The sequence below is a fragment of the Terribacillus halophilus genome (assembly GCF_900162685.1).
In the GTDB taxonomy this organism is placed as follows: Bacteria; Bacillota; Bacilli; order Bacillales; family Amphibacillaceae; genus Terribacillus; species Terribacillus halophilus_A.
Map to the genome: position 1 here is coordinate 565,554 of NZ_LT727828.1, position 15,300 is coordinate 580,853.

General features: G+C 44.4%; 10 protein-coding genes. 6 read left to right on the plus strand and 4 right to left on the minus strand.

What is annotated here, in order from left to right; all coding sequences use genetic code 11:
• The first annotated feature begins 348 nt into the window (after positions 1–348).
• The 4 genes from ade (at position 349) to B1K52_RS07585 (ending at position 9,130) form a co-directional block, all read left to right on the plus strand.
• On the plus strand, positions 349–2,142 hold the full coding sequence (gene ade, locus B1K52_RS07570; protein WP_077306909.1) for an adenine deaminase: 1,794 nt from the start codon (positions 349–351) through the stop codon (positions 2,140–2,142).
• 456 nt (positions 2,143–2,598) lie between these two features.
• Positions 2,599–3,924 carry a Na+/H+ antiporter family protein gene (locus B1K52_RS07575; protein ID WP_077306911.1) on the plus strand — a complete coding sequence of 442 codons (1,326 nt, stop codon included), beginning with the start codon at positions 2,599–2,601 and terminating at the stop codon, positions 3,922–3,924.
• Between the two features lie 67 nt (positions 3,925–3,991).
• Positions 3,992–5,392, plus strand: a complete 1,401-nt coding sequence (locus B1K52_RS07580; protein WP_077306913.1) for an amidase — start codon at positions 3,992–3,994, stop codon at positions 5,390–5,392.
• A 177-nt stretch (positions 5,393–5,569) separates the two neighbouring features.
• On the plus strand, positions 5,570–9,130 hold the full coding sequence (locus B1K52_RS07585) for a 5'-nucleotidase C-terminal domain-containing protein (protein ID WP_077306915.1): 3,561 nt from the start codon (positions 5,570–5,572) through the stop codon (positions 9,128–9,130).
• A 41-nt stretch (positions 9,131–9,171) separates the two neighbouring features.
• Here the strand turns inward: B1K52_RS07585 and nhaC are convergent, their stop codons facing one another.
• From nhaC to B1K52_RS07600, 3 genes are all read right to left on the minus strand, one after another.
• Complete coding sequence (gene nhaC, locus B1K52_RS07590) at positions 9,172–10,569, minus strand: Na+/H+ antiporter NhaC (protein WP_077306917.1); 1,398 nt, start codon at positions 10,567–10,569, stop codon at positions 9,172–9,174.
• 105 nt (positions 10,570–10,674) lie between these two features.
• Positions 10,675–12,102 (minus strand): aspartate ammonia-lyase, encoded by a 1,428-nt coding sequence (gene aspA, locus B1K52_RS07595; protein ID WP_077306919.1) that lies wholly within the window; start codon positions 12,100–12,102, stop codon positions 10,675–10,677.
• 25 nt (positions 12,103–12,127) lie between these two features.
• Positions 12,128–13,123: an asparaginase gene (locus tag B1K52_RS07600; protein WP_077306921.1), complete on the minus strand. Its 996-nt coding sequence runs from the start codon at positions 13,121–13,123 to the stop codon at positions 12,128–12,130.
• Between the two features lie 175 nt (positions 13,124–13,298).
• Here B1K52_RS07600 and B1K52_RS07605 point away from each other — a divergent pair, with 175 nt between their 5' ends.
• Positions 13,299–13,616, plus strand: a complete 318-nt coding sequence (locus tag B1K52_RS07605) for a helix-turn-helix domain-containing protein (protein WP_077306923.1) — start codon at positions 13,299–13,301, stop codon at positions 13,614–13,616.
• A 35-nt stretch (positions 13,617–13,651) separates the two neighbouring features.
• On the opposite strand, the gene B1K52_RS07610 is transcribed toward B1K52_RS07605, so the two are convergent.
• Complete coding sequence (locus B1K52_RS07610) at positions 13,652–14,482, minus strand: ABC transporter ATP-binding protein (RefSeq protein WP_077306925.1); 831 nt, start codon at positions 14,480–14,482, stop codon at positions 13,652–13,654.
• Between the two features lie 225 nt (positions 14,483–14,707).
• Between B1K52_RS07610 and B1K52_RS07615 the strand changes: the two genes are divergently transcribed.
• Entirely contained in the window at positions 14,708–15,271 is a 564-nt protein-coding gene (locus B1K52_RS07615; RefSeq protein ID WP_077306927.1) for a nitroreductase family protein, read from the plus strand.
• The last annotated feature ends 29 nt before the right edge of the window (positions 15,272–15,300 follow it).

Sequence of the window (15,300 nt, forward strand, 5' to 3'; positions counted from 1 at the left end):
CTTGTGTAGGAAGAATACGTAGACTCCTCGAAAAAGATAGCGATTTTCTTGTCGGTGTCTTACTTTTATTCTTGTCCAACGGTAACGGCAAGTGTTGGAGAGTCAGCAGACGTCGGAGGACTGTATTAAAAAGTAGGGATGTATGAATCGTTCGCTTTAGGATGAATTAAATCTTGTTTTGTCCCAAGCTCTTTACGGTTTGCAGGGTTGACGCAAACCGTAATACTATGATTTTATAGATAGAAATATATGCGTAAAAGAGGCATACTCGGGCAGTGTTTCCATGCACAGGATTTTTTTGCAGTGTTATGGGAATAACGTATAAGGATAATAGGGAGCTGAGGCACAGTGGGAAAAAGAACGAAACAATACGAAGCAGCAAAACAGTTAGGTGAGGTTGCATTAGGAAAGCGTCCCGCTGATTTGATTATCCGAGATGGCATTCTAGTTAATGTATTTACAGGAGAACTGCTGGAGCATACAGACGTGGTCATTTCAGACGACCGCATTGCACTAGTCGGAAAAGCAATTGCGGAGCATGAAGGATCGGATACGAAGATTGTCGAAGCAAACGGACGTTATCTTGTGCCCGGTCTGATTGATGGTCACATGCATGTGGAGAGCACGATGCTATCAGTTACGGAATTTTCCAAAGCTGCACTTGCGAAGGGTACGACAACTGTATTCATGGATCCGCATGAAATTGCGAATGTATTTGGTGTGGAAGGTGTTCGTTATATGCATGAAGAAGGGCAGCAGCTGCCGTTGAAAGTATATACGACGTTCCCATCCTGTGTGCCAGCAACGGATGACTTAGAAGATGCAGGCGCTAGCTTGACTGTTGCCGATATACAAGAAGGGCTCAGCTGGGAAAATGTGCAAGGGCTCGGTGAAGTAATGAACTTCCCAGGTGTTGTGCATGGCGATGCGAAGATGCTTGGTGAAATTGCTGAAACAATGAAAGCAAACAAAACAGTTACCGGTCATTTTCCTTCAGAAGATCCGTATGCATTGGAAGCCTACATTGCAGCGGGCGTTACCTCAGATCACGAAACGATCGCGAAGGAAGATGCATTACATAAGCTTCGAGCAGGTTTGCATGTGCAAATTCGAGAAGGGTCCGCATGGCGCGATGTGAAGGAAGTAATCAAAGTAATTACGGAATATAATGTGGATACACGCAATGTTTCGTTAGTGACAGATGACGTTTATCCTGAGACACTGATTACAAAAGGACATATGAATCACGTTGTCCGCCGTGCGATTGAAGAAGGTCTCAACCCAGTAACTGCAATTCAATTAGCAACAATTAATTCGGCTCGTTATTTCCATATGGAAAACGATATTGGAAGTATCAGTGCCGGAAAATTTGCGGATTTGCTCGTTGTGGAAGATTTGAACAGCATGGAAGCATCTGTTGTCATAGCGGATGGCCGTATGCAGTTTGAAAATGGAGAACTGCAGCAAAACTTCCCAACTTATACGTATCCAGAAACAGTAAGAAGCTCTGTGCACCTAGCTCGTGAAATGAAAGCAGATGATTTTCTTCATGTGACAGAGCGCCCAGACGGTGACGTGCATGTGCATGTTGTCAAAGCAATTGAAGGAAGTGCGCGTACGGAGAAAATGACAGCGACACTGCAAGTGGAAGATGGTGCAGTACAGATTGATAAAAAACAAGACATTATTCATTTGTCTTGTATTGAACGGCATAAAGGCACCGGTCAAATCTCGAATGTGTTCGTACATGGCTTCCAGTTCCAGCAAGGTGCAGTAGCATCCACGGTTGCGCACGACAGCCATAACCTGCTTGTAATGGGGGTTGATCGAGATGATATGGCCATTGCTGCCAACAGACTCGCTGAAATTGGCGGCGGTTTAGTTGCTGTGCTGAACGGAGAGATTCTAGCTGAACTCCCAATGCCGATTGCAGGCTTAATGTCAGATCAGCCGTTAGAAACAGTCGTCAGCCAAGTAAGTGACCTAGTCAAGGCGTGGGACAAACTCGGCTGCAGCATGACAGACCCAATCATGACATTCTCCCTAATTGCTCTGCCGGTAATCCCAGAAATCCGAATCACAAACCGTGGCCTAGCCGACGTTACAACATTCCAGCTGATTGATGTGATTATTTCCGAATAGCAGAAGGTAGTTAGAGAAAACAGTTGCTAGCCGCAGAATAATCCGGACTGATGTAGGTTCTTTTTTAAGAACTTATATCAGTTCGGATTTTTTTTTGAAAAGCCGCGCTTCTGCTTTACATAATTACAATGTATTGAGGTTTTAAGAGTCTTAATGTGTTCCAAAAGCTAGATGGTTTAGCACTTAACATCATGTAAAAGATATAACAAGCGTAGGCAGAATGCGAAGACTCCAGCGGGAACAGCACGAGTCCGAAGACACCGGAGCGGTACTGTTCCGCGAGGAGGCTGAGGCCGTGCCCGCGGAAAGTGAAGAATTCTGCCGGAGCGATAATATGCGCAGTGCAATGATTCGATATGTCTTCGCTAACTACAAGAGATCTTATTGACAAAAAGCTGGATTATCTGTTATTGTACTTTAATACTTTACCATAATAAAGCGATGGAGGAATTTGAAGTGAACGCAGTAGTGGTTGGCGTTATTTTAGTACTTATTCTAAGTTTATTACGAGTTAATGTAGTTTTTTCTCTCATATGCGGTGCGCTTGCTGGCGGTTTGGTTGGCGGTCTTGGCACAGATGGCACATTAACTGCCTTTACTAACGGAGTTGGCGGGGGGGCTGAAGTAGCTCTCAGCTATGCGATGCTGGGCGGGTTTGCTGTTGCAATCGCCAGTACTGGTTTACCAGAAGCAATGGTCCGCGGCATCATTTCTATTAGCGGAAAAAAAGAGACAGCATATTCCAAGAAGCGCTCCCGGGCACTCGTGCTAATTTTAATCTTAATCATGGCATGTTTATCCCAAAATGCGATTCCCGTGCATATTGCATTTATTCCATTGCTCATTCCGCCATTGTTATCTATCTTGAATGAGCTGCAGATAGACCGACGATTAACAGCAACAATTCTCACATTCGGTCTTGTGACTCCTTACATGTCCCTGCCAGTCGGTTACGGCGAAATATTCCAAGGTCTTGTGGCAAACAACATCACGTCAAATGGTTTGGATGTGACGTCTAATCAAGTTACCAAAGCAATGATCTTTCCAGCATGCGGTATGATAATTGGATTGTTAATTGCACTCTTTACTTATCGGAAACCCCGTGTTTACGAAGACAGAGAGTTGCCTGTTCCGGAAGAAGTGAAGAAGGAAAATAGTCAATTTAAAACGCGTACGTTGATCTTTTCCATACTTGCTATCATTGCGGCATTGTCTGTTCAAATTTGGACGGATTCGATGATTTTCGGTGCACTTGCAGGTATTGTTGTCTTGTATGCAACAGGTACAGTGAAGTGGAAAGAAGCGGATAGCATCCTGACGAATGGGATGCGGCTTATGGCATTTATCGGTTTCGTCATGATTGCTGCTTCAGGGTTTGCAAATGTTATTGGAGAAACGGGCGATGTTGAGGGCTTAGTAGAGAGCGCAGCAAAAGCCATTAACGGCAGCCAGGCACTAGGAGCATTATTAATGTTGATAGTTGGGCTCCTTGTAACAATGGGTATCGGATCCTCATTCTCGACGATTCCGGTTATCGCAACTATTTTCGTTCCATTAGCAACCGAATTGGGCTTTAGTCCTCTCGCGGTGATTGCTTTAGTTGGAACAGCTGGAGCACTTGGAGATGCAGGATCTCCAGCATCAGATTCCACACTTGGACCAACTGCAGGCTTAAACGCAGACGGTCAGCACAATCATATTTGGGACAGTGTTGTTCCAACCTTCTTGCATTATAACTTGCCAGTCATCGCCCTTGGCTGGATTGCTGCAATGGTTCTTTGAGGTTGAACGAGAGACAAGCTAGCGTTATGATACATGTAGATGCAGAGATAATGAAGGGGCGATAGAAGTGGAAGGCAAATCAGTACGAGAACTAGTGACAGAAATCAAAAATAAAGAGATTTCTCCTGTTGAGGTTGCTTCTTATTACATGGAGCAGACGGAAAAATTGAACGGAGACATCAATGCTTTCGTTACAATGAACGAAAATTTGCTTGCTGATGCAAAAGAAGCGGAAGCAGCTGTGATGCGTGGTGATCGTACGGGTTTGCTGCACGGCATACCAGTCGGCATTAAAGATTTGACACCTGTAAAAGGGATGCGAACTACTTTTGGGTCACCAGCTGCCAAAGACTTTATCGCTGACCGAGACGCAACAATCGTGAAGCGACTTCGCCGGGCAGGTGCACTCATCATGGGCAAAACGAATACACCTGAATTCGGTCATAAAGGCACGACAGATAACCTAGTGTTTGGTGCTACGGTAAATCCTTGGGATCACACAAAAACAGCCGGAGGTTCCAGCGGCGGATCTGCTGCTGCTGTAGCTGCAGGCATGGTACCGCTGGCAGAAGGGAGCGATGGCGGGGGCTCCATTCGCATACCTGCTAGTCTTTGCGGTATTTTCGGCTTTAAGCCAACATACGGCCGTATCCCAATGGATAATAATCTGAACAACGTTTTCGGATCCAGTGCTCCTTTCGTCAATCATGGACCGCTCTCCAAAAAACCAGATGACAGTGCTATGTTCTTAGAAGCGGTACAAGGACCTTCTGCAACAGATCCGTTCAGCCTGCCATTATTGGACAAGCATATTGGTTCTTCTTATTTGGAGGAACAAGCACAAGGTCTTCGAATTGCGTACACACCGGATTTCGGCATGTATGCAGTTGACCCGGAAGTACGAAAGGTAGTCGAGGCAACCCTTGATCACTGGCGGGCACTTGGAATGTCAGTTGAGGTTGTTGACCTTAACTTCGATATGGATCGCCATCAGTTTAACGGATTCTTTACAAGCATGTGGTATGCAGCCTCAGCAGCAGGCAGTGCGAAGCTGCTTGAAGAACATCCCGAATGGGTGTCCGATTCCTATCGAGATATGATCGAGAAAGGGAAACCGTTAATGGCTTCTGAATACCGCGCTTATGAACGCAATCGGACTACCGTCTGGAATCGAATCCAAACTGTGCTTCAAGACTATGACTTGGTGCTTTCGCCAACCCTAGCAGTACCGGCTTTTGATTATCACTTACTCGGACCATCTGTAATTGACGGTCAAGTTGTGAAGGAAGATGCAGATTGGATGATGACCCATGCGTATAATGTAACAGGCCTTCCATCCGCTTCGCTTCCAGCTGGCTTGTCCCAGAATGGTTTGCCTATCGGCATGCAGATTGCCGCAAACAGATTTCAGGATGCTCGTGTCCTGCGCGCAGCACAAGCCTATATGGATGCCTATCCACTAATTTAAAAAGCAGCTTCGGCTGCTTTTTCTTTTTGTCTATAATGAGGAACTCTATTTACAGAATCTTTACTAGAATCAAAACTTTCCTCCTATATCAGACAGCCCGATTTCCCGCTAATATGGTAATTGACGGAGTTTGGGAGCTTTTGCTGAACTTACTACTATTTTGGGGGAATCATGTAGATGGGCAAAAAGGCAGTATCCATTTTTGCAGTAGCTGCACTAATTTTTTTCGGAGTTTTACCAAGTTTTGCTACTGGTGTGCAGGCGGCGGAGCTTCAGAAGTCGCCGGTTTTATCGGAGTATGTCGAAGGAAGCTCGTATAACAAGGCAATAGAGCTTTATAACCCGACGAATGAAGCGATTGATTTGAGCGTATTCAAACTCGCTGGTTATTTTAATGGGAATACAGAGGCGTCAGCTGAGATGGCGCTATCGGGTACATTAGCACCGGGAGATACATATGTAATTGCTAATCCGCGTGCGAGTGAGGCATTGCTTGCAAAAGCAGACACGACCAATGGCAGTGTTATTAACTTCAATGGTAATGATGCTGTTGCACTGCAGCAGAATGATGCGGTAATAGATGTGGTCGGCGAAATTGGCAATGACCAAGATATAGCTAAAGATACAGGGCTTATTCGTTCCGCTGATGTGACGGAAGGCAGCACAGTCTTTGTGTCAGAACAGTGGGAGATAACTGCTAAAGACGCATTTGAAAAAATCGGTTCGCACGGGCAAGAGCAGCCAGGAGAAGAGCCGGAAGAAGAACCAGCGGCGGGCACTGTTCAGCCAATTGCCGATGTGAAAAATAAAACAGGTGAAACAGTAACGGTGGAAGGAATCGCAACAGCTGATAATGCTAGTATCGGCGGCGGTAAATTATCTGCTTTTGTGCAGGATAAATCAGCTGGTATTAATGTTTATCATAGCGATGCCGCGGCTTTCCCTGATATAAAAGAAGGTGACCGCATCCAAGTTACTGGAGAAATTACTAGCTATAAAGGGCTGACAGAGATAAGCCCGGCAGCAGATGGTGTAACAGTCGTTTCTGCTCATAATGAAATACCAGCAGCTGAAGAAATGACAATCAGTCAGCTCCAAGCTGAAGAGACGGCTGAACCAGCTGAGGGCAAGCTTGTCCATGTAACAGGATATATCAAAGATATTCCTGAAAGTCCAGCTGACGGCGGATACAATATCCAGTTCCTGAATGAAAACTATGAATCTATTACAGTTCGCGTAATGGAATCTGCGTTAGATACTAGTGCAGTGGAAGAAGGAAAGTGGTATACCGTTACTGGTATCCTAAGCCAATATGACAGCTATCAACTATTGCCGCGCAAGGCTGAAGATATGCAGGCTGCTGCCGAACAGCCAGAAGCACCCGAAACAGCTGGTACTTACCAAGCTGTAGTAGAATCAGTAACAGATGGGGATACGATTCGTTTGCAGGAGCCTGTGTTGGGATCTGACCGTGTCCGTTTCGTAAATGCGGATACACCAGAAACATTCCATTCAGTCAAAAATGAATTGGATCAGAATCAGCTGGATCATGGAAAAGAAGCTTCTAATTTCCTGAAATCGAAGCTTTCAGCAGGGGAAGAAATCACACTTAAAGTAGGTAAAGAGCCAACTGATAACTATGGGCGCCTGCTAGCACAAGTTATTACCGCTAATGACGAAAATATGAATCTGGAATTGGTGAAAGAAGGCTTTGCAGTTACGTACTTCATCTCACCAATCGGCAGTCCGGATGAATATGCCAGCTTCCAGCAAGCTGTCGCACAAGCAAAAGCACAAGAAAAAGGCATTTGGAATCCAGAATCGCCGCTAGAAGAGCTGCCGTTTGAGTTCCGCGCACGATATGATGGCGGCGGACTTGATAAATACGTTGGTAATTCTGATACGAATGAATATGTAACCCCAGAACAATGGGAATCGATTCCGGTAGAAAAACGCATATTTTTCTGGACAGAGCAAGATGCCATAGAGGCAGGGTTCACAGCAGCGGATGGAACAGAACCGCCAGCTGAAAGTGACAATCTAGCTGTTCAGCTGCTTGGCATGAATGACTTGCACGGTAAAATTGATCAGCAATATGAATTGGATATAAATGAAGATGAAGTGACAGACGGAACATTTGGACGAATGGATTATACAGCTTCCGCTATAAAAGCACGAGAAGCAGAAAGTCCAAATAGTTTGCTCGTTCATGCAGGCGATATGATCGGCGGCAGCTCACCTGTATCAGCATTGTTACAAGATGAACCAACAATTGAGATCATGGAAGCGGTGGGCTTTGATGTTGGAACGATTGGCAATCATGAGCTGGATGAAGGAACAGATGAATTGTTTCGAATCATTGAAGGCGGGGAGCACCCAAATGGGACACCGAGCTATGATGGAACGAATTTTGCAACACTATGCGCAAACTGTGTGGATAAAGACAGTGGAGAAACGATTCTGCCTCCTTACAGCATCCAAGAAGTAGATGGGGAGAAGATAGGCTTTATCGGTGTTAACACGACAGCTTCACTCGGTATGGTAATGCCAGAAGGAATTCAGGATATTACGATAACGGATGAAACAGAAGCAGTGAACAAAGCGGCTGCTGAGCTTAAATCACAAGGCGTGAAAGCGATTGTTGTACTGGCGCATATGCCGGCAACACAAAGCGGAGACAGTGCAACAGGTGATGCTGCTGACATGGCAAATGCAGTGGATGATGAAGTGGATGTTATCTTTGCTGCCCATAACCATGCAATCGTTAATGCAACAGTTGATAATAAACTGATTGTCCAAGCTTCCGAATACGGAAAAGCATTCTCTGATGTTGATTTGGAAATCGACCGTGCAACAGGAGATATTGTTTCGAAGAGAGCAGAGATCGTTTGGGTAAACCAAGCTGAACTTACACCTGATCCGACCGTAGGATCTATCTTGGCTAAATATGCCGAAGAAGTAGCACCAATCATGAATGAAGTTGTAGGTGTTGCTGACCACACCATGACTGGCGGTTATGCAGTCAAAGGTGAAGTAGGCGATAATGCACTTGGGAACTTGATTGCTGACGGCATGAACAAAGCAATGAACAGTGATTTTGCTATGATGAATGGCGGCGGAATAAGAGATAATTTGCTCGAAGGGGAAGTTACTTGGGGCGAACTGTTTAATATCCAACCTTTCAATAATACGCTTATGACATTTGAGATTGATGGAGCAGATCTAGAAACGATTCTAAATGCACAAATTACGTCGTATGGTCCAGATTACAGTATCAGTGGCTTCACTTATACATGGGATGGAGAAACAAATCAGGTTGTGGATATTAAGCTGCCTGATGGTTCGCCTATCAATGAGGAAGAAGTGTATACACTAACAGTCAACAACTTCATGGGCACGTCACTAGGTGATAAATACCGCCCAATCAGCGAGCTTGGCCGTAATCCGATAATGGGACCAGAGGATCTGGAAGCGACTGTGTCATTTGTAAGGAGCTTTAATATGGAGCCGATTGCTTATGAAGCAGAAGGACGCATTTCGGAAGTGAGCGGTGATACACCAACTGATCCACCGACAGAACCTGAAAATCCGCCGGTAGATCCGGAAGACCCGCCAACAAATCCAGAAGACCCTCCAACGGAGCCGGATGAGCAGTCAAATCATCCAATTGTGGATCTTGTCAAAGGGATTGTTGATACAGTATGGAATTGGGTAAAGAAACTATTTTGGCGCTGGTAATGAAAAACACCTTCAAGCAATCATTGCTTGAAGGTGTTTTTTTAGCTTTTCTGTGCACTATCTCCGTTTGTATACCAAATGAACTTACCTGTATAGCCGTAGATAATGGCTAACGCGATTGCGACAAAGCTTAACCACATGAAAGGCAAATAAGAGAACGTGGAAACGCCCAGGATGCCGGCCATATAAATACCGTTATCCGTCCACGGCACCATACCAGAAGTAAGCGTACCGCCAACTTCCGTATTACGAGATAAGACACGGCGATCAAGGTGCTGCCGGTCATATGTTTTTTCCATCATTTTCGGTGTCAGAATCAAGGCAACATACATGGCACAGCCAAGGACGTTCCCAAGGAAAGCAACAATCAAGGTTGCTACAGTCGTGTTACCCGCAGATACAAGCTTGTTTTCAAATGTAGAAACAATCACTTGCAGAACGCCAAGCTTTTCAAGTAAACCGCCAAAACCAAGACCAAAAACAATGACCATTAATGTATCGAGCATACCCATTACGCCGCCACGATTCAGAATGCCATCAATGAAGTTGACACCTGTTTCGATAGAGAAGCCACTGTAGGCTGTCTGAAGGGCTGCAGGAAAGTCCATACCTTGGAATACAGAAGCCCAAATAGCACCAAGAAGTGCGCCTGCTACGATAACAGGCATGGACGGTTTCTTTAGCGCAAGCAGTACGAGGACAAACAGTGCGGGAATCAGCATGATGATCCCGATATCAAAGTTGTCTTGTAATGCTCCTTTTAAAGACTCAACGCGCGCTTGGTCAATATCGTCGCCTCCATATAAGAACCCGGCAACAGTAAATAAGATGGCCGAAATGACGAAAGCTGGTACAGAAAGGAACAGCATCGCTCGAACGTGCTCGAGTACGTCAACTTTAGAAAGCGAGGAAGACAGCACCGTACTATCAGATAATGGAGACAGTTTATCCCCAAAGTACGCTCCGGAAAGAACAGCACCTGCAACAAGCGGCAGAGGCATGCCTAATCCTTCTCCGATTGCCATCATGGCGATACCTGCTGTACCAGCTGTACCCCATGAAGTTCCGGTAGCAATGGACATAACAGAACAGATAATCAACGTGGCAAGCAAGAAGATGCTCGGATGAATAAACTCCAGTCCGTAATAGATGATAGTAGGAACTACACCGCCTGCAATCCAGGTACCAATCAGTGTTCCAACTGATACGAGAATCAGCACAGCCTCCAGACCATTCGATATACCACTAATAATGGACTTCTGCAAATCTTGGAATGCGTGTCCAAGCCGTAAGCCAAGTATAATGACGACAAACCAGGATATGAAAAGTGCTAGTTGAATCGGCAAGTCAAGATAGACTGTAAATGACAATACGAGCGCTAGAAAGATTCCTAGTATGATGATAATCTCTGTTATTGTTGGTAACCTTGCTTCTTTCACTTCCAGTCCTCCTCTAAGATATGTTAACCGCTTACAATCAGAAGCGGAAAAGAAATGCGCGAGTGCTCCCGATTTTAAAAACAGGAATACACGCGCATTTGTCTATTATCTATCAAAAAGTTCCTCGCCCGCAATACCTGGTTTGGTCATTTCGTACGGATTTAGAATAACATCAAGCTCTTCTTCGGTTAACACGTCGTATTGCAAGCAAAGTTCACGGATTGATTTTCCAGTAAGAATTGCCTCGCGAGCGATGCGTGCTGCAACTTCATAACCTAAATGCGGGTTCACTGCAGTTAGCAAGCCAACACTTTTATCCACATATTCTTTCATCAAATCCTCATTTGCTTCGATTCCAATTAAACAGTTATCTGTGAACGAACGGAAGCCGTTATTCATGATGCTGATTGACTGCAACAAGTTGAAGACAAGAACTGGCTCCATAACATTCAATTCCAGCTGTCCTGCTTCAGAAGCTAAGCAGATCGTATTGTCATTCCCGATGACTTGGAAGGCGATCTGATTAATCATCTCTGCCATAACTGGATTTACTTTACCTGGCATAATGGAGGAGCCAGGCTGTCTTGCTGGCAAGTTAATTTCATTCAAACCTGCTCTTGGACCGGAAGCCATTAAACGCAGGTCATTGGCAATCTTGGACATATTCATCATACAAACTTTCAGCGTGGCGGAAACTTCCGTATAAGCGTCTGTGTTTTGCGTAGCATCAACAAGATGAACGGCCGATACGAGTGGAAGTCCGCTAATTTCAGCTAAGTGCGCTGTAACATACTCAATGTATTTCGGATTTGCATTCAAACCCGTTCCCACTGCAGTTGCGCCCATATTTACTTCATATAAGTGCTGGCGGGATTGTTTGATACGCTTTATATCTCTTTCCAGTACACGGCTGTACGCTTCGAATTCTTGTCCCAATCGAATTGGTACAGCATCTTGTAAATGTGTACGTCCCATTTTGATGACAGAATCAAACGCTATAGCTTTTTTCTTGAACTCACCGTGCATGTACTCCATTGTGTCCAGCAATTTCTCCAGCATGTTCAATGTAGAGATATGAATTGCTGTTGGAAATACATCATTTGTCGATTGCGACATATTCACATGTGTATTCGGGCTTAACTGCTGGTAATTGCCTTTCTCATGTCCGAGAATTTCGAGTGCGCGGTTTGTAATTACTTCATTCGCATTCATATTAATTGAAGTCCCAGCGCCGCCTTGGATTGGATCGACGATAAATTGGTCATGCCACTGCCCATCGATTAATTCATCTGCTGCTTGCACAATGGCGTTTCCTAATCCTTCATACAATCGTTTTACATCCATATTAGCAAGTGCAGCTGATTTTTTTACAATACCAAGTGCCTTGATCATTTCTTCATGGATACGATACCCCGTAATCGGGAAGTTTTCTGACGCACGCAGCGTCTGGATGCCGTAGTAAGCATCTTTTTGAATTTGTTTCTCTCCTAGAAAGTCTTTCTCTGTCCGGTAATTTGCTTGTAAGTCTGCCATGACCTGAACCTTCCTTTTCACTTATTTAAGAGGGCCATATGGTGATATCATCAGCTATTGGTGTTTCCATCATACGTTTGACTTCCTTTGGCTCAGCGGATCTGCCTAGCGCCCACATGAGCTTGGGAACGATTGCTTCTGTGTTCATATTGCTTGAACGGGTAATCAGTTCTTGATTAATGCGGCGACCGACCTCGTAAATCGTCATGTCTTCGCCTTCTTCTAAGCACTGTGTCGTGATAACGACGACAACACCTTTTTCCACCAGTTCATTGATTTTCTGCAGAAGGTCCCGTCTTTCAAATGGAATACCGCCGCTGCCATAGCTCTCGATTAAGACACCTTTGTACATGCTTGCTAACACATCAAATACTTCGGGCTTGAGCCCCGGATACAACCTTAATAAGAGTACATCAGTACATAGGGAAGTATCAACGATAAACGGTGCATTTTGTGATTGAATTTTTTTGTTATATTCAATCTGGTCTTCATGAATGAAAGCAATGTATGGATAATTGATACTTTCAAATGCATCATAGCTCTTTGTACGCAGTTTAATCGCTCTTGTACCTTGCATGACACGACCATCAAATACAACATAAACGCCGCCAATCTCCTCACAAGCAAAACGAATAGCATCGGTAATATTTCGTTTGGCATCTGTTTTCTGAAAGGTGATTGGAATTTGCGAGCCGGTAATAACAATTGGCTTACTGGCATTCTGCAGCATATAAGACAGTGCTGCAGCTGTATAAGCCATAGTGTCGGTTCCGTGGGTGATGACAAATCCATCGTACGCTTCATAATGATGCTTAATTGCTTCCGCCATCGTAATCCAATCTTCAGGCTGCATATTGGTACTGTCCAGATTCATGAGTGAGAGTGTTTCCATTGTATAGTCATTGTTCATATCAGAAACATAATCTAACAGTTCATTTGCATCAACAGCTGGTGCCAAACCGTTTTCGCCCTCAACTGATGCAATGGTGCCCCCGGTAGTTATCATTAATAGCTTTTTCATTCCCTGCACCTCTTCTATCGATCTATTGTTAAGTTATTATTCGCATATTGCGTACCATCATTCTTATTATAGAGAAAATGTAAGCGATAATCAATGTAGTATTATTCACTTCGCGTACACCTCATTTTATTTATGCTATAATGATAGTCAGTACAAAGAGCGGAGGACGTGTAAGATGAATCTTGATAGGCTATCAGAATTGAGGAAGAAGAAAAATTGGTCACTGCAGGATACCGCTGATCGTCTTGGTATTGCTAAAAGCACGTATGCAGGCTACGAATCTGGATATCGGCGTCCATCCTTCGAAGCATTGCTTATGCTGGCAGATTTGTTTGAAACGACATGCGATGACTTGCTTGGCCGTTCTTTCAACACGACCATAGAACTGACAAAAGCAGGGGATGCGCAGCTATCTATTGATCAAAGGGAATTGACAGACCAGGAGAGGATAGGGGCAATCGCCTTTATTCGAACAACTAGAGAATTGCAATAAAAAAACGCTTTGCAGACAGTCTGCAAAGCGTTTTCTTATGCGAGTGTTTTCTCCATTATATGTTCTTCTGGTAGAGAAGCACTTCCAAGAATATTATATGGCAAGCAAAGCGGGACACCTGTGCGAGGGTCAAGAATAACATCTGCTTCGATATTAAACACTTCACGTAAGTTGTCCGCAGTAACGGTATCAGCTGGGGAGCCCTCACAAACGACACGGCCATTTTTAATAGCAATCATATGGTCTGCATAACGAGTAGCATGATTCAGATCGTGCACGACCATTACAATGGTGCGATTTTCTTCACGATTCAGTTTATGAAGCAGCATAAGTACTTCCAGTTGATGTGCCATATCTAGGAAAGTTGTCGGCTCATCAAGGAAGAGTGTCTCTGTTTCCTGAGCCAATGCCATAGCAATCCAAGCACGCTGACGCTGTCCGCCAGAAAGCTGATCTACCGCACGCTGTTCAAAATCGGCCATACCAGTTACTTCAATTGACCATGCAATTACTTCCTTATCATAAGGAGTAAGTGTGCCGAAGCCCTTTTGGTGCGGATAGCGGCCATAAGCGACCAGCTCAGAGACTGTCAATCCTTCCGGTGCTACAGGATTTTGCGGCAGAATCGCAAGCTGTTTCGCGACAGCCTTCGTTGACTGCTTATGAATGCTTTTTCCGTCTAATAACACCATGCCATTTTTCGGCTTCATAACACGTGCCATTGTTTTAAGTATAGTAGACTTGCCAGAACCGTTCGCTCCGACTAAAGCTGTGATTTTTCCTTTTGGTATTTCTATTGTCAAATCTTTTACGATTGATTTATCTCCATAGGCTACTTCGAGTAATTCCGTTTGCAAACGTCCCATTACTAGTGTACCCCTTTCATCTTCTCTTTTATGTGAGAATGAGAATCGTTATTAACTATATTGTCACAAAACAGAAAGCTATTCAAGCGTTATTAAGGAAATTTCATAAAAAAGTAAGATTATTTCCAAGTTGTCCCTGCGTTGACATAGTGCTGAATAGTCAGCTATGATAATGATAATGATTTTCAATTAAAATGGTCGGTATGAAAAAGGGGAGGACATCGAATGCAATTAGAGCAGTTAATCAAAAACAGAAGGTCGATTACAAATTATGAGACTAGTAAAGAGATTTCATATGAAGAAATACAAGCATTACTAGATATTGCGGTATGGGTTCCGAATCATAAGATGACGCAGCCGTGGCGCTTTATCCTGATCGATGGAGAAACGAAACAGCAGCTTGGAGAGCTTCATGGAAAAACAGGGGCAAAGGCTGCTGCCACGCCGGAAGAGAAGGAGAAGAAAGCGGAAGCGCTGAAGAACAAGATTACAGAGGTCCCGCTTTGGATTGCAGTGGTGGTAGAAGAGCATCCGCAAATGAAATTCCGGGAAGAAGATTATGCTTCTGCCAGCATGCTAATACAAAACTTCAGTTTGCTTGCTTGGGAAAAAGGGATCGGAACAATTTGGAAGACAAATGCTTTGCTTGAAAATCCGGAAGCGAGAGAGCTATTGCAAATTCAGCCAGGGGAACGCAATATTGCGCTTCTGCAAGTTGGGTATATTGGGAAAGAGCCGAAAGCGAAGCGGAGAATTGCCGCTAGTGAACGGACTACTATCTTAAAATGAAAAACAGCGATTCTGCGAGAGAGCAGGAT

Bases quoted from the DNA above. Each gene is read 5' to 3' on its own strand.
- B1K52_RS07585 (WP_077306915.1), top strand. From the start codon at position 5,570: ATGGGCAAAAAGGCAGTATCCATTTTTGCAGTAGCTGCACTAATTTTT.
- aspA (WP_077306919.1), bottom strand. From the start codon at position 12,102: ATGGCAGACTTACAAGCAAATTACCGGACAGAGAAAGACTTTCTAGGA.
- B1K52_RS07600 (WP_077306921.1), bottom strand. From the start codon at position 13,123: ATGAAAAAGCTATTAATGATAACTACCGGGGGCACCATTGCATCAGTT.
- B1K52_RS07605 (WP_077306923.1), top strand. From the start codon at position 13,299: ATGAATCTTGATAGGCTATCAGAATTGAGGAAGAAGAAAAATTGGTCA.
- B1K52_RS07610 (WP_077306925.1), bottom strand. From the start codon at position 14,482: ATGGGACGTTTGCAAACGGAATTACTCGAAGTAGCCTATGGAGATAAA.
- B1K52_RS07615 (WP_077306927.1), top strand. From the start codon at position 14,708: ATGCAATTAGAGCAGTTAATCAAAAACAGAAGGTCGATTACAAATTAT.